The organism is Streptomyces sp. HD, from assembly GCF_028369295.1.
GTDB lineage: Bacteria > Actinomycetota > Actinomycetes > Streptomycetales > Streptomycetaceae > Streptomyces.
In genome coordinates this window covers 1-17837 of sequence record NZ_JAQMYP010000100.1, presented here as the reverse complement: position 1 = coordinate 17837, position 17837 = coordinate 1, and the positions used below count along the sequence as shown (strand labels likewise).

The 17837-nt window shown below is 68.8% G+C and carries 14 protein-coding genes and 1 pseudogene; 9 read left to right on the top strand and 6 right to left on the bottom strand.

Features of this window, described 5'->3' with window-relative positions:
* Together POF73_RS44710 and POF73_RS44705 are read right to left on the bottom strand one after the other, a co-directional pair.
* Window positions 1-261: pseudogene (locus POF73_RS44710) on the bottom strand (ATP-binding protein); the annotation flags it as partial.
* Window positions 258-665, bottom strand: coding sequence for a DUF6415 family natural product biosynthesis protein (locus tag POF73_RS44705; RefSeq protein ID WP_272125254.1), 408 nt, complete (start codon window positions 663-665; stop codon window positions 258-260). The gene POF73_RS44705 and the pseudogene POF73_RS44710, both read right to left, overlap by 4 nt.
* 194 nt (window positions 666-859) lie before the next feature.
* On the opposite strand from POF73_RS44705, the gene POF73_RS44700 reads away from it, so the two are divergent.
* From POF73_RS44700 to POF73_RS44685, 4 genes are all read left to right on the top strand, one after another.
* Window positions 860-2173, top strand: coding sequence for a hypothetical protein (locus tag POF73_RS44700; protein WP_272125253.1), 1314 nt, complete (start codon window positions 860-862; stop codon window positions 2171-2173).
* Window positions 2174-2184: 11 nt separating this feature from the next.
* Window positions 2185-2748, top strand: coding sequence for a GNAT family N-acetyltransferase (locus tag POF73_RS44695; RefSeq protein WP_272125252.1), 564 nt, complete (start codon window positions 2185-2187; stop codon window positions 2746-2748).
* Window positions 2749-3289: 541 nt separating this feature from the next.
* Window positions 3290-3703, top strand: coding sequence for a hypothetical protein (locus tag POF73_RS44690; protein WP_272125251.1), 414 nt, complete (start codon window positions 3290-3292; stop codon window positions 3701-3703).
* Between the two features lie 361 nt (window positions 3704-4064).
* Entirely contained in the window at window positions 4065-4433 is a 369-nt protein-coding gene (locus POF73_RS44685) for a hypothetical protein (protein ID WP_272125250.1), read from the top strand.
* A 137-nt stretch (window positions 4434-4570) separates the two neighbouring features.
* Here the strand turns inward: POF73_RS44685 and POF73_RS44680 are convergent, their stop codons facing one another.
* The 3 genes from POF73_RS44680 to POF73_RS44670 form a co-directional block, all read right to left on the bottom strand.
* Window positions 4571-5296 carry a dienelactone hydrolase family protein gene (locus tag POF73_RS44680; protein ID WP_272125249.1) on the bottom strand — a complete coding sequence of 242 codons (726 nt, stop codon included), beginning with the start codon at window positions 5294-5296 and terminating at the stop codon, window positions 4571-4573.
* Window positions 5297-5497: 201 nt separating this feature from the next.
* Complete coding sequence (locus POF73_RS44675; RefSeq protein ID WP_272125247.1) at window positions 5498-5830, bottom strand: hypothetical protein; 333 nt, start codon at window positions 5828-5830, stop codon at window positions 5498-5500.
* Window positions 5831-5978: 148 nt separating this feature from the next.
* Window positions 5979-6317, bottom strand: a complete 339-nt coding sequence (locus POF73_RS44670; RefSeq protein ID WP_272125246.1) for a hypothetical protein — start codon at window positions 6315-6317, stop codon at window positions 5979-5981.
* Window positions 6318-6660: 343 nt separating this feature from the next.
* Here POF73_RS44670 and POF73_RS44665 point away from each other — a divergent pair, with 343 nt between their 5' ends.
* From POF73_RS44665 to POF73_RS44635, 5 genes are all read left to right on the top strand, one after another.
* Window positions 6661-8256 (top strand): ISL3 family transposase, encoded by a 1596-nt coding sequence (locus POF73_RS44665; RefSeq protein ID WP_272125245.1) that lies wholly within the window; start codon window positions 6661-6663, stop codon window positions 8254-8256.
* A gap of 68 nt (window positions 8257-8324) precedes the next feature.
* The gene (locus tag POF73_RS44660; protein WP_272125244.1) at window positions 8325-8759 is read left to right on the top strand and encodes a hypothetical protein; all 435 of its coding nucleotides are present in this window, start codon (window positions 8325-8327) and stop codon (window positions 8757-8759) included.
* A 352-nt stretch (window positions 8760-9111) separates the two neighbouring features.
* Window positions 9112-9450 (top strand): helix-turn-helix domain-containing protein, encoded by a 339-nt coding sequence (locus POF73_RS44650; protein WP_272125243.1) that lies wholly within the window; start codon window positions 9112-9114, stop codon window positions 9448-9450.
* Between the two features lie 158 nt (window positions 9451-9608).
* On the top strand, window positions 9609-11066 hold the full coding sequence (locus POF73_RS44645; protein ID WP_272125242.1) for a hypothetical protein: 1458 nt from the start codon (window positions 9609-9611) through the stop codon (window positions 11064-11066).
* Between the two features lie 564 nt (window positions 11067-11630).
* A complete protein-coding gene (locus tag POF73_RS44635; RefSeq protein ID WP_272125239.1) occupies window positions 11631-14135 on the top strand; it encodes an NB-ARC domain-containing protein in 2505 nt (834 codons plus the stop codon).
* 115 nt (window positions 14136-14250) lie between these two features.
* On the opposite strand, the gene POF73_RS44630 is transcribed toward POF73_RS44635, so the two are convergent.
* The gene (locus POF73_RS44630; RefSeq protein ID WP_272125237.1) at window positions 14251-17739 is read right to left on the bottom strand and encodes a DNA polymerase III subunit alpha; all 3489 of its coding nucleotides are present in this window, start codon (window positions 17737-17739) and stop codon (window positions 14251-14253) included.
* Between the last annotated feature and the right edge of the window lie 98 nt (window positions 17740-17837).

Here is a 17837-nt window from a genome sequence, read left to right as displayed (position 1 = left end):
GACGGCGAGGTACACACGGTGGGCGGCGGGGCGGTTCACGATCAGCGCGATCTTGGGGCCGTGGGCATGGCGTACGGCGTTCGAGGCCAGTTCGGACATGACCAGTTCGGCCGTGTCTGTGTGGTCGTCCAGGCCCCATACGGCCAGTGCCACGCGTGCGAGGCGGCGGGCTGCTTTCGCGGTCTCGGGGACGCGGTCGGCGGTCAGCCGGTAGCCGGGGTGCCCCGTGGTGCGGGGCCGTGCGGCGGCCATGGCGGTCATGCCCGCTCGCCGGCGACGGGCCGCGCCATGAGGGGGCGGAGATCCTGGTGGATGAGGTGCAGGGCCCGGCACTGTGTGGCGAGGTCCCAGATGTCCTGGGCGGACGTGCCGATTCCCTGATCAAGCATGTGGCGAGTTCGTCTCAGGACGTGCAGAGCGAGGCGCTGGCGCTCACCGCGCATCAGCGGTGCGGTGTCGGCGACTTCGAGCACCAGGAGCTGGACATGCCCGAGCAGCAGGCCTCTGAGGTGCTCGCATTCGTCAACGTTCGGGGAGCGAAGGGCCCACAGGACCGTGTCGTACGACTGCCGGATCGTGGCGGCGTCGATCGGGTCCCGGCGGTCGGCGCTCGGGGTGTCGGGCGCCGTGGTCGTCGCCGTCGCGCTGTTTGGGGCGTCTGCCACAGCCGCCTCCCTGGTCGTCTTGTCACGTCACCGTCCACGCAAGCAGCCGAGGGTGGGCGAGTGCGACGTCAGCGCGATGCAAGAACGATGAAAGTTGGGCCAGTTGGGGTGAACTGCGGCCAAGGCTGGGGCACCACAACGAGGGGGGCGGTACGGTCGCCGCACCCTTCATGTCGGATACCGCCGGAGCCGGTATGGCTGACCGCCCGAAGATCCCCAACGCCCGTTTGCGCCAGGTGCGCTTGGGCGAGCTGCAGCTGTCCCGCCAGGAGTTCGCGAACCTCATCGTGGCCACGGGCCAGGCGATGGGCGAAACGGTGGCCTGCACTGCACGGCTGGTGGCGGCGTGGGAGGACGGTGAGGTCCTCCTGCCGAGGCCGGTCTACCGGCGGATCCTCACCCAGCTGACCGGATGCACGATGCACGAGCTGGGCTTCCAGCTCAGTGCCCCGGCCCGCCCCGCCGTCCCGGCCGCCACAGTGCACGAAGGGCAGGAGGGCCAGGAGGACATGGACCGGCGCGACTTCCTCGCCGACGGCGCAGGCACCGCCCTCTCTCTCATTCCCCTGCCCGCCGGCCGCCAGACGGCACCGGGCCGGATCGGCTGCAGTGACGTGCGCGTCGTCGACCGGGCTGTGGCGAGGATCTACTCCCACGATCACGACCATGGGTCGGCCTCGATGCGCCGCGCCGCCACCGAGGCCCTGCACACCGCCTACGGGTGGCTGCAGGACGGCCGGTACACGGAGCGCACCGGCATGCGGCTGCGGTCGGCGACCGGACATCTGTCGATCGCGGCAGGGTGGCTCGACTACGACTCCGGCCGTCCCTCCGACGCGCGCAGCCTGTACAACGAGGCCCTCGCCGCCGCGCGGATCGCCGACGATGCGGGCCTGGAGGCGCACGCCTTTGGCTGCCTGTCCCTGCTCGCCAAGGCATCCGGCAGGCCGCGCGAGGCGGTTTCAGCGGCGCAAGGCGCGCAGAGCGTCGCCCGCCGGTACGGCTCGTCGAGGATGCTGTCGCTGTTCGCGATGCGCGAGGCCGGCGGGTGGGCCCTGCTCGGCGATACCAGCGCCACGGACCGGGCGATCGTGCGCGCCCACCGCCTGTACGCCGACGGGCCGCGCGAAGCCGACCCGCACTGGCTGGAGTTCTACAACCCCGGCGAGCTCGCCGGCCTGGAGGCTCTGGCCCGGGCCGACCTCGCCCAGCACGAGCGGGCAGCGGCCGGCGCCGAGCAGGCCGTCCTGCTGCACGGCGAGCAGTTCGCCCGCAACCGCGCCCTGTACACCGCCGACGTCGCCGTTCAACATGCCCTCAGGGAACGTCCGGAGCCGGAGGCCGCGGCCGAAGCCGCCGGACGCGTCCTCGCCTACCTTCCCGAGGTCCGCTCCGACCGACTGCTCAAGCAGCTGCACAACGTGTCCAGCGCGCTCCAGCGGCACGCGTCCGTACCCGCGGTCGCCGACTGGCTGGAGGAGTACCGCACCATCGCCGGCGTCAGCTGAGGAGGACAAACGTGACCGCCCCGAGCACCCGCACCGACGTGGTGATCCGCACCTACGGGCCCGGCCAGGTCCCGCCGCTCACCGATGTCGTCGCCGACATCTGGGCCGACGCCCATCCCGAGCTTGTCGACAACCCCGGCGCGCAGGCGATGGGCCTGTCCGTGCCCGCCCTGCAACGCCAGATCACCGGCCACCTCAAACACGCCGGCTTCGTCCTGGTCATCGCCTACGCGGGCGGCAGCGCCGTCGGCTTCGGCTACGCCTTCCCCTGCGACGCGACGTACTGGTTCGGCCCCCTGGCCGACCAGGTCCCCGAAGCCGCCCGCACCGAACGGCTCATGGGCCTGTGCGAACTCGCCGTACGCCCGCCGTGGCAGTCCCAGGGCATCGGCACCCGGCTGCACACCGCCCTGCTCCAAGCGATCAACCCGCGCTGGTCCTCGCTGCTCGCACTCCCCTCCAACCAGCGCGGCCACGACCTGTACACCCGGCTCGGCTACGAATATGCCGGCCCCTACCGCAACACCCCCGACGGGCCCGAATTCGACCTGCTCCTCCTCCACATCCCCGAGTAGGAGTTCGCCGGGGACACCCCCCGAGCCCAGCCCCGGGTGGCGTCTTCTCAGGGCTATCCGTGCTGGCGCCCGTCCTTCACTCATACGGAGACTCCGCACAAGCTGGGGTTATCTAGCGCTCGAAGAGTCTCACCCAGGTCTCACAGCTGGTCCGACGTCAGGCAAGTTTGGCAAGTCAGAAATGGTTCGGCCGAACCATTTCCGGGGCTGCCGTTCGAGCCGCGACAATGCGTCTACGAGGTGGTTCGGCCGAACCACGTTCGCCTGAGCACGTACTTCCGAGCCCTTGGCTTCCGTGGGGCAGCGTGCTCAGCGAAGTGCGTGCTGCGGCCGCAGGAGTGAGACGACTGGGGGTTCGATGGGGAACATGAGTCCGTCGCAGAGCGACTTCCTCATCCATTTCACTGGCCGGGGCGGCCGGCCGCACCCGCACTGGGTGGATGCGGACATCCGGAGCATGTCAGCGGAGGAGCGACTGCGGTCGATAATCAGCAGCGGACTGATGAGAGCGTTCCCTCCCTACGGTGCAGAGATGCGCTGCGTGAGCTTCTCGGAGACGACCATCCACCACTTGCGTTTCCTGCTGGGAGAACGCCGTTACCGCCCATGGGGCATCGTGCTGACACGTCCGCAGGTGCTGCTCAAGGGCGGCGGCACGGTGGCCTACATCCAGGACGAGGAGACGCTGGCGAAGTTCAAAGGTGCGGGGCTCGATCACTGGGCAGTGCGCACCGGCGGCTCCACTGACTGGACGCACGAGCGGGAGTGGCGCATCCCTTGGCGCTGGCCGACGATGCGCCTGGATGAAGTCCGGGCAATTCTCATACCCGATGAGTCCTGGCGGCCGTTACCCAAGGGCGAGCAACAGCCGGAGCTGTGGACGAGGTCGCGGATCTGGGTGTGGAAGGCGGAGAAGAAGAAGGTCGGTGAGTTCAAGCCCGGCGAGCTGGTGTGACCTCGTTTCGGTCTAAACATGGTCGCCCAACTAGGGTTTTTCCGAACCGAAGTTGGGGGTCGGCACCATACGCCACCAAACATGCCGTACGTGCCTGATGACCCCTCGGAGAGCCGTGAGGCATGTGCGAAATCGGCTACATACCTGACTTGCCAGCCGCTTCCCAGAGGCCCTAGATAACGAGTCGATCCGGACGCAATCCCGGCCTGGCGCGTAGATTCCCAACCTACGAATGGACCGCCCGCTACCAGTACGGATGAGACGTTCGATGACCTGGAAGAACGAGATTTCCTGGGGCGACGTCGCGGCGGTGGCCGCTGTGCTGCTGGCGATGTAGCAACTGGTCTCGTCCAGCCGGGCGTTGATCCGGGAGCGGCGGGCGGACTTCTACCTGGAGCAACTGGCCCAGATCTCCGTTAACCCCCTGGAGAGCGGCGGCACCCATGCCACTCCGGAACTGTCGGCGCGGATCCGTTTCCTGCCCGAGTCCGAGTTCCCGATGCCGCTGCTGCGGGCGTGGGCACCGACGCGGTTCGCCCCTGACGGCGAGCACCCGTTGTGGCAGAGGTACCGAGCTGCCGGCGCACCGTACGGGGCGGATGACAACAACGGCCTGGCTCGCTGGTTGCGCGAGCAGGGCTGGGTCGAGGTGGACGCCGCGGTTGCTCATGTTCTGGAGATGTGGGTCGGTCGGCTGCGTCGCGCGTGGCGGTGCTGGCGCAGCTCGTAGAGGCGCTCGGCAGCGGTCTGAACACCCGTAGGCCACGCGTCCGGGTGCTGCTCGTCCTGGTCGACGTCGGTCTCTGGCTCTTCGTCCAGGTGAGGCCAGCGGCTGAGAGCCTGTGAACAAACCCCAGTCTGCCCAGATCACTCCGTTATGGGCAGGCACTCGGCGAGCAGGTCGACGACGTCCCGCCAAGCTCGCTGCGCGTGCTGAGGGTGATATCCGACCCCGGGAAGCACGATGTGGTCGACCGGTGGGTGATGGAAGGCGTGCAAGGCGCCGCCGTAGACCACGAGGCGCCAGTCGACGCCCGCAGCCTGCATCTCGGCGGTGAATGCGTCCCGTTGCGCGGGCGGCATGATCGGGTCTTCCGACCCGACCCCGGCCCACACCGGGCAGTGAATGCGCGCCGTCTCGCCCGGTCGGCCCGTGGTCAGTCCGTTGACTGTCGCGATCGCGCGCAGGTCGACGCCGTCGCGCCCGAGTTCCAGCGCGATTGCGCCCCCGGTTCCGTAACCGACGGCAGCGATCCGGTCCGGGTCGGTCCGCGGCTCGGCGCGGAGCACGTCGAGCGCCGCGTGGCCGATGCCTCGCATCCGGTCGGGGTCGGCGAGCAGCGGCATGCAACGGGCCAACATCTCCTCAGGGTCGCCCAAATAGCGCCCGCCGTGGAGGTCGAAGGCCAGCGCCACGTATCCCAGCTCGGCGAGCGCATCGGCCCGGCCACGCTCGACGTCGCTGAGCCCCACCCCCTCGGGCCCGACCAGGACCACGGGCCGGCGGTCGACACCGGCCGGGAGCGCGAGGTGCCCGATCATCGTCAGGCCGTCGGCCGCGTATTCGACCGTGCGCGTTGTAACTGCCGTCATGAGCCTGGACCGTAGTGATCGGCGAGCCCGGTCAGGCCGGTGTTCTGCCGCTGGCAGAAGGCAGGTCTCCGGCGTATTCCGGAACCACCCCATCAGCAGTTCAGCTCAGAGCCTGTGAACAAACCGCCGTCCGCCCGAAGGCGGGCCACGTCACGGGGTTCTGGCCCGAGCTGCACTTCGTCTGCCTAAGGCGCACGGTTCCTACGTCGCCGATTTCGGCACCCACACCAGCAGGGTCTTGCTGTCATCGGGGTCCGGCTCAACGCGCATACCCGCGCCGGTCAACACCTCCCGGTACAGCGACAGTTGAGGTTCCGTTCGCACGGCGAGCGTAGAGGCCACCAGGAAGGGCGCCTCGCCCCGTCCCCCCTCGACCGCGAACCCGCCCTCGGCGCCGCCGAACTCCCTGCACCCAGCCTTCCGCAGAACCCTGCGGATCACTTCGGCGTCCCGGTCCCGGGCCGTGAACAACGGGCGCGCACCGTGCCCGTATCCGTACTTCGGACGCCCGCCTCCACGTTCATCCATTCCCATGCCCATCAGCGTAGGTGCGGGTGCTGACAGGCGTCCCACGTCGGTACGGCGGCGAGTAGGCGACAGACGAGCAGCTACCTGCCTTCGAGGTCGTCCGCCTTCGAACCCCCAGGTTCTCCCACAGCTTCTGAACGGCCCAACGTGCTGCTCAGGGGTGGCGCCAAGTACGCCGGACCTTCGTACGGCCTTGGCTTCCGTCCGCGCTCAGTTTTCGTGCGGGACCGGAATCATCGACGCGAAGAGCCCTGGGAGTCCGGCCGGAAACGGGGAGCGCGGTCCTGCAGTCGGTGTGCGGGAAGATGTCGATCTCCCCGAGAACGACGTGCGCTGTCGCGCTCTCCCGGTCGGGGTAGGACCAGTACCTCGGCAGGAGGACGATCACGTCATAGGCGTCGAGGGCGTCGGCCACCGCCGCCGTGAGCGGGCTGCGGTCAGTGCGGGGGAAGCCGCGGTCGCTCTCCCGTGCGGGGTGGCGGACCTCCCACATGCATGTGTGGTGTGTCAGGAGGCCGGGGCCGTCCGGCGAGGCCCACAGCGTGCTGGTCGTCGGCTCCGGCGGGGTGGCCGGCTCGATCTCCTTCTGCGGCGGCTCCGGCTGCGACCCACGCCGCTCATGGTCCAGCGCCTGGTTATGTGCGTGACTGCGGGAGCCGTTTCGATGTGACTGTGGGAGTCACCGTCTGACCGAGTTTGCGATGTCAGTTTGTTTTGGCTCTGGTCCACTTCCTGTGGTCACTTACGCAGCGCAACTGCCGATCTTCGTGCGGTGGCGGAGGATGTCGCCCGAAAATCGCTCGGCCGGATCGTGGTGTGGTCGACAGTGCTGCGCCGTGAACGATGTACGGCCGCAGCTGGATGAACTGCTGTTTTCCTCGGTGGAGGGCGTGTCCGTGGAATCGGTCGAGGTGACCGACACCGACGTCCGGGTGGAGGCCCGGACCACTGCCAGCCGGGCGGCCTGCCCGGGATGCGGGTGCTGGTCGAGCCGAATACACGGCTCCTACCTGCGGTTCCCCCGTGATCTGCCAGTGGTCGGCAAGTTCGTCGTGGTGTCGTTGCGGGTGCGTCGGTTCGTCTGTGCGAAGGCGTCCTGCCTGCGGAAGACCTTTGTTGAGCAAGTTCCTGGGCTTACCCGCCGGTTCGGCCGGCGGACCGAGCGGCTGCGATCGACTCTGGTCTCGGTCGGTCTCGCGCTTGCGGGCCGTGCCGGCGCTCGGATGACGGACGTCTTCGGGGCTCCAGTCAGCCGGAACACCTTGCTGAGGCTGATCGCCTCGTTACCGGATCCTCTGGTTGCGACACCCCGCGTGGTCGGCGTGGATGAATACGCCCAGCGCAGGGGCCGGATCTACGGAACTGTGCTCGTCGACGTCGAGACACGTCGCCCGGTGGACCTCCTGCCTGACCGGGAGGCGGACACGTTGGCGGCGTGGCTCGCCAAGCGTCCCGGCATCGAGGTCGTCTGCCGCGATCGCGCTCCCTTCTTCGCTGAAGGTGCCACCCGCGGGGCACCGCAGGCCCTCCAGGTCGCCGACCGGTGGCACCTCTGGCACAACCTGGGCGAAGCTGCCGAAAAGTGCGTCTACCGGCACCGCGGCTACCTGCGCCCCATTCCGGCAACGGCGGACGAACCGCAGGAGGAAGCGGAGCCTGCTGCGTTATCGCCCTGGCCGACGGGCCACCGGTTCGCCGAACGCACCCGCGCCAAGCACGCGACCATCCACGCACTCCTGGCTGCCGGGCACAGCAAGCGCTCCGTGGCCCGGCAGCTCGGCATGGGCCTCAACACCATCCTGCGCTTCTCCCGCGCCACCACTCCGGAGGAGTTGTTCACCGGCCAGTGGCAGAGCCGTGCGACCAAGCTCGACACCTTCAAGCCCTACCTCGACCAGCGCTGGCAAGAGGGCTGCACCAATGCCTGGAAACTGTGGGAGGAGATCAGTGAACAGGGCTACCCAGACGGCTACAGCAGCGTTCGCGACTACGTGAGCAGGACTCTTCGCGGCAAGCCCCAGCCTGTCGGGCCCTGGCCGCCATCAGCCCGTGCCGTCACCCGCTGGATCCTCACGCACCCGGACGCTCTGCTCGAAAGTGACCGGCTCCAGCTCAAAGCCGTTCTGGCCAACTGCCCTGAACTGACGACACTTGTCGAGCATGTGCGCTGTTTCGCCCACATGGTCACCCACCTGCAAGGCGCCCAGTTGCCGGAGTGGATCGAATCGGCTGCGGCCACCACCGACCTGCCCAGTCTCAGCAGATTCGCCCAACACCTCGAACGCGACCTCGCCGCCGTCATCGCCGGACTCACACAGCCGTGGAACTCAGGTGTCGTGGAAGGTCATGTCAACCGGATCAAGATGCTCAAGCGCCAGATGTTCGGCCGCGCAGGATTCGAGCTCCTTCGCAAACGGGTCCTGTTGGCGTGATCGAGCGTCACCAAAGCTCGTTCCCAAAGAGTCTGCCCTCGCCCGAGATCGACGCATAGGGTGCTGCCGTGAGCAGCGAGACGATGTATGCAGGCCGATTCCTCGGGGAGTTCCGGGAGCTTGAGCATGGCCGCACTGACGGGCCCTCGCTGAGGGACTGCGTGCAACGAGAGGTTGCGCCCTATGAAGCGGACCTCGTTCGCTACCTCCGTGCCGGCTCGGTGCTGGCCGCGACCACCTCACGAGTCCACGATGTCCTCAGCGACAGGAACGATCTGATCGGCGGCCTGCATCTCCTCACTGACGGTGAGTGGTTCTGGTACACGGACCTGGCGCACTACGTCGAGCACTACCACGTGCCCTTGGACGCACGATTCGTCGACCACGCACGCGGCCGCGGCTGGACACCGCCTCAGCTGAGCGACGCCGAGCTTGTCCGGATCGGCGATGCCTTCTTCCCGGACGACGGCTCTGCACCTCTCGTTGTTGACGGTGGGCAGTGAAGCGTGCCGGGGACGTCCAGCACCGGGGCCACTCGACTCTTCGGCCGCATGAGGTGTGTTTCCAACCGTGGCTCTCGGCCGACTTGAACCTCCGCCACAGTAAGAACGACCGTCACACTGCGTAAGTGACCACAGGAAGTGGACCGAGCCCGAAGAAACAGGCACAGCCATGCCTGCGCGACTCACAACTACGAGGCAGGGATGCCCCTTTGGGACGTACAGGTTTTGTTGGGACATGCTTGGGCCTCCACCACGGTCGGCTATCTCGCTACAGCGAAGGGCGACCCGGAGCGGCAGAGTCTGGAGTCTTCCCGGCGAGCAGTTCGCCGGCTGAGTTGGGAGTCGTGAACCGGTGAAATGGAACCTGCGCTGGGCTGCTGCCCGTCGCGACATCTGGCGGCCCACCCAGTTGCTCGCCGCATTCCAGGAGGTCGGCTTCAATCCGTCGCTGAGCAAGACTGCGGCCTTGTGGTCGAGCCAACCGATCACAGTCCGGCTCGATGATCTGGACATGATCTGCACGGCCTTGGGCTGCACGATTGCGGACCTGATGGAGGCCGAGCCGGTCGCCGCGGAGCGACGGCCCGAGAACGAGCAGCGCGCTGTCGGCGAGCACAAGAGCACAGAGCAAGTTCGTCCGGTCCCCAGGCCAGGCAGCGGAGGCCGGCGCCGCTCGCTGCCACCCAACTGAAGAGCGCGTGCATGCCAAGCCTCAACGGTCCCGACGGGAGCTGCGCCCATTGTCTGGCCTGGTCGAATGACCGAATCACGCTCTGCCACGGATGCCGAGGCTGGAGGCAATCGCATCCCGAGACGTCCGAGTGCCAGCGTTGCCGACGTCACCTGCCGGTGAAGCAGGGCAAATGCCGCTTCTGCTCGCTGGTACTGAAGGAGACCGAGACTGACCTCAGCGGCATCGCCTTGATCGGCGGCGATCAGCTCTGGTTCGGCCGCGAACTCGCCTTGCGCAAGAGCGATCGCTACTTGAGTTGCGGATCCCGAAACGATAAAGGCCGCTTCTGGATCAAGCACAGGCGAGCCCGGGATAACTCGCTCGCAGAGCGTCCCGTTTCGCCACACATCATCGGCCCTGCACAGCTGGAGTTGTTTCCCACGCCGCCTCGGGACTGGGGCCAGTTGAACCCCCAGGACGAGTACGCGCTCACCGCCACCGCCACGGCATTGCTCAGCGACTTCTCCGACTACCTGCGCGATCAGGGCGTCGACCCCAGCTTCACCGGAGCGGCGGACCTGCGCACGCTGCGCGTTCTCACCGCGCAGCTCGGAGCCGAGGCCCCCATCCATGAAGTGGATGTAAAGGCCATCGCAACCCTTGGCGGCCACTACAACGGTCGGCGGGTGCTCTATTTCCTTCGCCAGCGCGGCATGTTGAAGCCCGAGCCGACGCACGATGCGGAACTGATCCGGGCTCGGAACGCGGCTGCCTCTCTCCCCGCCCCGTTCGCCGAAGCCGTGGACCTCTGGATTGACGTTCTCCTGGGCCAGGGCAGTCGGTCCAACCCCGCTCTCGCCTCCGGGACGATCTACAGCTACGTCCAGAATGCATGCCCGTCCCTCAAATCCTGGGCAGATTCTGGGATCACCGACTTGAGGGAGATCACCAAGAAGGACGTCGAAGCAGCAATCATGGGCTTGGCACCCGCCCGTCGCCACTCCGTCCACCCGCCCTTGCGGTCGCTGTTTCGAGCGCTGCGACGTGAACGGAAGATCTTCCGAGACCCCGCACGCAGCGTCTCGCTGCCCGCTGCGGTGAAGCTCCCCACCCCGCTTCCCTCGGACCGGGTGAAGGGGATCCTGAGCAAGGCCGAGGACACCAGAAGCCAGCTCATCGTTGCTTTGGTCGCCGTTCACGCACTCGTCCACGGCGACCCGCCGACGCTCCTACTCGAAGACCTTGACCGACCCCGTGGCCGGTTGCGTGTCCGCCGCCGGGGGCGTCTGGATCACATGGTCTACCTCGATGAACTCACCGCTGACCTGGCAACAGCCTGGCTGCGAGAGCGGCACCGACGCTGGCCCCGAACTGGTAACCCCCACCTGCTGGTCAGCAGGGTCTCCGCAGCAGACGAGACCGGACCGAGAATGAGCACCGAGGTGACGAAGACCGTCTTCGAACGAGTCGGAATCAGCGCCCGCAAGCTGCGTGAGGACCGGATCTACGACGAGGCCCGACATACCGCAGATCCTGTCCACCTGATGCGTCTGTTCGGTCTGAGTACGACGACCGCGATGAAGTACGTCACCGCAGCACACCCTGACAAGCACCCTGACCCAATCCGAGCCTGAACGGGGGTTCTGGTTAAGAGCGCTGTCGCCAACCGTAAGCATGACCGGCAAGGTGTGGTCGAGCGTGTTCGGCGATGTGACGGGCGACGGTCACGAAGGGAACCGCGATGCCGAATAGGTGCGTTTCCTGGTTCAGGCGGGTGACCGCACAGGAGAATACGAGATGGCGGACCGTCAGCCGACTGGTGGCGGATGTGCCGGGGCGAGGGGGAGTCGCTGTGTCACTGGGGTGGAAGATCACGGTCATCGTGCTGGCGTCGGCTGGCGTCCTGTCCACCCCTCTGGTCTGGCTTCTGGACGGCCCCGGTGCGGGACAGCTAGCCGGGGCTACTGTCCAGGCCGCTGTCGGTATCGCTGCCCTGGTCTGGGCCCTGTTACAGCATCCCCCTGCTGCCGGGCCCACAGACAGAGCCACCCGCACCGGGAGGTCCGACGGCGGCGGCACTTCTGGCATCCGGCGGCCTGGCGGCCGGGGACGGGGCTCGGCCACCGCCGAGCGCACTGGAGAGGCCAGCGGCCCGAACTCCGTCTCCGGCATCGACTACTCGAACTAGGCCTGCACTCATGGCGAAAGCACCGTCGGGCACGGCAGGGGACGAGGAGCCCGAGCCGTCAGCGACCGTGGCTGATACCGGCAAGGCCGGGGCCACGGCCGATGAGACGGCCGTGACGGGCTATCGCGGCCCTGCTCCAGGAAGCAGCCCCGGGGCCCCGGCTTCGGCACATCTGTCCCGCACCGGGGACGCAACGGCCACCAACGGCGCAACCGCCGTCAGCGGCTATGTTCACACGCTTAACGTGCAGCACGGCGCGGTGCGGGAGCCCGTCTCGTGGCCGCATCAGGTCGGTGTTGTGCCGGAGCCGGCGCAATCCTTCCAGCATCGAGCCGAGGCGGACCAGCTGCGGGCGGCGGTCAAGAGCGGGGGTACCGCCGTGCTCTCCCAGGTGTTGACCGGAATGGGTGGGGTCGGCAAGACCCAACTCGTCGCCGACTACGCCCGCGCCGCCCGTCGCGACCTGGACGTCCTGGTCTGGGTCACCGCCAGCAACCAGTTGGCTCTGGTGAACGAATTCGCGCGGGCCGGTCGCGATCTGTGCCGGGCCGACCCCGACGACGCCGAGGAGGCCGCGAAGCAGTTCTTGGCCTGGCTTGCGCCCAAGCCAGGGCGGCGGCCCTGCCGGTGGCTGGTCGTCCTAGACGACGTTGCCGATCCACGCGACCTCATCCTCCGCTCTGAGAACCCGGGCACGCCCCGGTACAGCCTGTGGCCGCCCAACAGCCCGCACGGCCGCACCCTGCTCACCACCCGCCGCCGCGACGCCGCCCTGTTCGGCGAAGGCCGCCGCCGGATCGATGTCGGCCTGTTCACCCCCGACGAATCCGTCGCCTACCTCACCTCATCCCTGGAAGCCCGTGTCCGCATCGAACCCGCAAGCCAGCTCAACTCGCTGGCCCGCGACCTCGGACACCTGCCTCTGGCCCTGGCCCAGGCCGCCGCCTACCTCATTGACTCCGGCAAGACCGCTGCGGCCTACCGCGATCTGCTGGCTGACCGCGCCACAAAACTCGCCGACCTCGCCCCCGACGCTCTGCCCGACGAGCAGGCCACTGCCCTGGCCGCCGTTTGGTCCCTGTCCATCGACCGCGCCGACACCCTGCGCCCCGTCGGCCTCGCCCGGCCCATGCTCCACCTGGCCTCCCTACTCGATGCCAACGGCATCCCTCAGACCGTTCTGACCGGCCGGCCCGCCCTCACCCACCTCAAGCGCCACCGCACCGCAACCGACCCAGTACAGGCCCAGCGGCGAAAGGGGTGGCTGGGCAGATGGCTGCGCCCCGCCCCGTCGGTCACCCCCGAGGAGGCCTACGGTGCACTGCGCGTACTGGACCGGCTCAGCCTCATCGACCACACACCGGACACCCCCCACCAGGCCGTCCGTGTCCACCAACTCATCCAGCGAGCCACCCGCGACACCCACACTCCCCACCAGCACGACCAGTACGTCCGCACTGCCGCTGACGCCCTCATGGCCGCCTGGCTCCCAGGAGAATCCGACACCGACCTCGCCCAGGCCCTACGAAGCAACACCGAAGCACTCACCCGCCACGGAGAAGAGGCGCTATACCGTCCAGACGCGCACAAGGTGCTGTACCGCCTCGGCCACAGCCTCGGCGGTAGCGGTCAGGTCACCGCTGCAATCGCCCACTTCGATCACCTCACCACCACCGCCTGCAGCCGCCTCGGCGAGGACCACCGCGCCACCCGCACCGCCCGGAGCAACCTCGCCAGCTGGCGGGGGCGGGCGGCGGACCCGGCAGGGATGGCGCAGGCGTTCGATGGCGCGTTGCGGACCGTGCGTCTGCTGGGCGAGGACCACCCCCACCCCCATACCCTCACCGACCGGGACAACGTCGCCAGCTGGCAGGGACAATCGGGAGATGTCGCAGGGGCCGCAGCACATTCGTTCCACGGTGGTGTGGAGCAAGCCGTTCGTCTGTTGGGCGAGGACCACCCCCACACCCTCGCCAGCCGGGGCACCGTCGCTAGTCTCCGGGGAGAGGCAGGGGATGCGGCCGGGGCCGCGGAAGAGTTCGCCGACCTCGTGGAGCACATGGTGCGGGTGCTGGGCGAGGACCATCCCACCACTCTCACTGCCCGGAGCTACCTCGCCCTTTGGCTGTGGCGGGCGGGAGATGCAACCGGCGCAGCGCAAGGGTTCAACGGTCTGCTGGAACACGTGGTGCTGGTGCTGGGTGAAGACCACCCCCACACCCTCACCGTCCGGGGCAATGTCGCCAAATGGCGGGGCGAGACCGGGGATGCGGCCGGGGCCGCGCAGGCGTACGCCGACCTGCTGGAGCGCATGGTGCGGGTCCTAGGCGATGACCACCCCTACACCCTCCCCGTAGGGAGCAACCTTGCCCTATGGCGGGCGCAGGCGGGAGATGCGGCCGGGGCCGCGCAGGCGTACGCCGACCTTCAGGAACGCTCGGCGAGGATGATGAGTAAACACCAACTTGACTTCAAGGAAGTCGCCCCACGGCGGAAGGAAGCCGAGGGGACGTAGAACGGCTGCTAACGATGGCGCCCTTCTCTGCGGCTGGTGCAGCGTTCTTACAGGTATCGCTGAACAGCTTGAACGGCTGCAGACTACGGTTGCTGAACCCACCGCAGACACGCCGTCATTCAGCCCGAGGCCCAGCGGGTTCCCGATCTGGCCCCTCCCAGAATTCGGGAACCCGTCTACTTTGGTCGGCGTAGGGGTGGAGTCGGGCTCCGGCGGTGCCGTCGGAGAGGGTGCGCTGCGCGGCGGCGGGCTGGGCCGGGGTGGGTGCGGGTGTGGTGCGGCCGAGGAGGTCGAGGGCGGCCTGGGGGCCGTGGTCGCGGCGGGCGGCGGCGATCTTGTCCAGGTCCCAGGCCATCTCGCCGACCACGGTGCGGCGCGGGCCGCGGGCCTCGACGGTGCCCCGCACCAGGAGCATGCCGCAGTGGAATACGGTGTGCGCGACCCGTTCGTGGGAGTCCTCGAAGAACGCGATGTCGACCAGGCCGGAGCCGTCCTCCAGTGTGCAGAAGATGACGCGCTTCCCGGACGGGATCGGTGGCGTCTGCGTGGAGGCCCGTACGCCGGCGACGAGCACCTTCTGTCCGGGGATCATGCTGCGCAGGTGGGCGGCGTCGGTGGCGCCGAGCTCGCGCAGCAGCCGGTGGTGGTGCTCCATCAGGTGCTGGGTGACGTCGATCGAGAGGGTCTCCAGTTCGGCGCCGAGCTGCTCGCGGCTGGTCATCTCGGGCAGCCCGCTCGGCTCGGCGGTCATCAGCTGGCCGCCGATCGGCAGTTGTCCGTCGCTGGCGTTGCGGTTGCGCAACTGGCGGTGCAGTTCGGTGGCCTGGAGCAGCAGGTCCCGGCGTGTGAGGTCGCCCGCGAGCAGCCCGAGCGCGCCGACGCGGATCAGGCGCTGGGCGACGGGCAGGGAGGGGCGGGCGCGCTGCCACAGGTCCTGCAGGCCCGTGTAGGGCTGTCCGGCCGTGAGGCGGGTGACCTCGGCGGTGCTGATGCCCTTGACGGTGGAGAAGGCAAGCCGCACGCCCCAGCCCTGTTCGGTTGCCTCAACGCTGTGCTGGGCGCGGGAGTGGTTGACCTCAACGGGCAGGATCGGCACGTCATGGCGGCGGGCATCGGACACGATCACCCGGCGCGGCCACATCCCCGGGTCGTGCTCCAGCAGGCCTGCGTACAGAGCGGCGGGGTAATGGGCTTTGAGGAAGGCGGACTGCAGGGCCGGGACGGCGAAGGCGACCGCGTGCGCGCGGCAGAACCCGTACGCGCCGAACGCAGCGACGGTCTCCCACACTTCATCCAGCACGGACTTGCTGTAGCCGCGCTCACCGGCCGTGCGGCGGAACCATGCCTCCACCTTGGGCAGCCGGTCGGGGTCGGCGAGGGCGCGGCGGGCGACGTCGCCGGCGGCACGGTCGCAGCCGGTCATCCGCGCGAGGATCGCGATGATCTGCTCGTGCCAGATCACCACCCCGTAGGTGTCGTTGAGGATCGGCTCCAGGTCCGGGTGCGCGTAAGTCGGTGCGGCGCCGTGACGTGCCGCGATGAAGATCGCGGGCATGCCTCCCTGTACGGGGCCGGGCCGGAAGAGCGAGATGTCGGCGATGACGTCCTGGATGTGCCGCGGCTGGAGACGGCCCACCAGGTCCTGCTGGCCTGGCGATTCGAGCTGGAAGAGGCCGACCGTGTCGGAGGCCTGGATCATCTTGAAGGCGAACGGATCGTTCAGGTCGACATGGTCGGGGTTGTCGAGGTCGAGCTGGCGCCCCGTCGTACGGCGGATCTCGGCGACGGCGTGCGCCATCGCCGACTGCATCCGCACGCCCAGCACGTCGAGCTTGAGTAGCCCGAGGTCTTCGACGTCTTCCTTGTCGGCCTGCACCATCGGGTAGCCGGCCGGGGTCGGCTGCACCGGCAGCCGGTCCAGCAGCAGCGCATTGGAGATGATCACCCCGCAGGGGTGCATGGCGTAGCCGCGCGGCAGCGCGTCCAGGCCCTCGGCGAGTTCCCACAGCCGCCCGAACTTCGGCGCCTGCGCAGCGAGCTGCCGCAGTTCGGGAAGTTCGACAAGGGCGGCGCGGATGTCCCGGGCCCGAATGTGCGGGAACGACTTGGCGATGTCCCCGACGACCTGCGGCGGGATTCCGAGCGCGAGCCCGGTATCGCGCAGGGCGTGCCGGGCGCGGTAGGTCTCCGGCATGCCGGTGACGGCGGTCCGCTCCCGGCCGAACCGCTCGATGATCGCGTCGTACACCTCCAGGCGCCGCTCGGACTCCACGTCGAGATCGATGTCCGGCAGCGACGTACGACGCTCGCTGAGGAACCGTTCGAACAGCAGGTGATGATCGAGAGGGTTGGCGGTGGCGATGAACAGGGCGTGGTTGACCATGCTCCCGGCGCCGGAGCCGCGCGCGGCGACCCGTATCCCGACCGCGCGGGTGTCGGCGACCACCTGGGCGACGGCCAGGAAGTATCCCTCGTAGCCGAGCCGGCCGATCACGTCCAGTTCGTAGTCGAGCTGCCGTGCGGCGCGCGCGTCCGTATCCAGGCTCCGGGCGGCCATCCCGGCTTCGCAGCGCTGCCGCAGCAGCCTCATGGCCGAACCGCGCTCGGTGGTGGCGCCCACGACGGACGGTTCGGGGAAGTGCGGCCGTCCCAGACCGAGGTCGGCGGGCGTGAGGGTGCAGGAGTGGCCGGTGGCCTCGGTCTCGGCCAGCAGCCGCATGGCCCGACCGGGGGCGTCGCCGACGGCCTGCGCGATCCGCTCGGCGGCCGCGGTCATGGCGGCCGGGTCCTTCAGCCACCGCTCGCCGCCGTCGAGGTTGCGGCGGTCGACGGGCCGCAGCAGCCGGGCCGCATCCAGCACGTCGGCCAGCCGGTGCTGGGCGGGGTCGGCGTAGCGCACCTTGTTCGTCAGCACCGCACGCACCCCGAGCCGGTCGGCCAGGCCCACGGTGCGGGCGGCCAGCCGCAGCGAACCCGCGCCGGTGCCCTGCCGGTCCAGGTACACGGCCTCCAGCCGCAGCCGCTCCCCGGCCAGCTCCCGCCACGGTGCAAGCAACTGCTCGGCGACGTCCGGGCGGCCGGCGGACAGGGCCCGCACCGGCTCGGCGGCGGGCCCGAGCAGCACCGCCAGGTCCTGGTCGGCGTGCTCACGCAAGGCCGGCCAGGACACCACCGGCAGGCCCTCGCCGGCCTCGGCGTGGGCGGCGGACACCAGGCGGCACAGTCGCGCCCACCCGGCCGCGTTCTGTGCGAGCAGGGTGATCCGCAGCGGCGGCTCCATCACGTGTGCGCCACCGCGTACGGGCGTGCGCGGCCGTACGGCGGCGGCCGGGTCCGGCGGATCGACCGGGGAGACGGCCACGTCGACACCGAAGATCGGACGGATGCCGGCGGCTGCGGTGGCTTTGGCGAAGCGGACCGTGCCTGCCACGGTGTCCCGGTCGGTCAGCGCGAGCGCCGTCATCCCGCGCTCAGCGGCGCGCTGTACGAGGAGCCCGGGCAGCGAGGCGCCGTAGCGAGCCGAGTAGCCGGAGACGACGTGCAGATGAGTAAATCCACCACCGCGCACCCGCCTCTCGCATGCCCCTCCCCTGACCTGGGTCACTCCAGGTCTCCACCATAACCGAGAGTTCGATTATTTGTTCGAGCGAAAGGGTGGTGGGGCTCACTGGCGGGCGGCACTCAGCCGTTGTGACTGAGCGT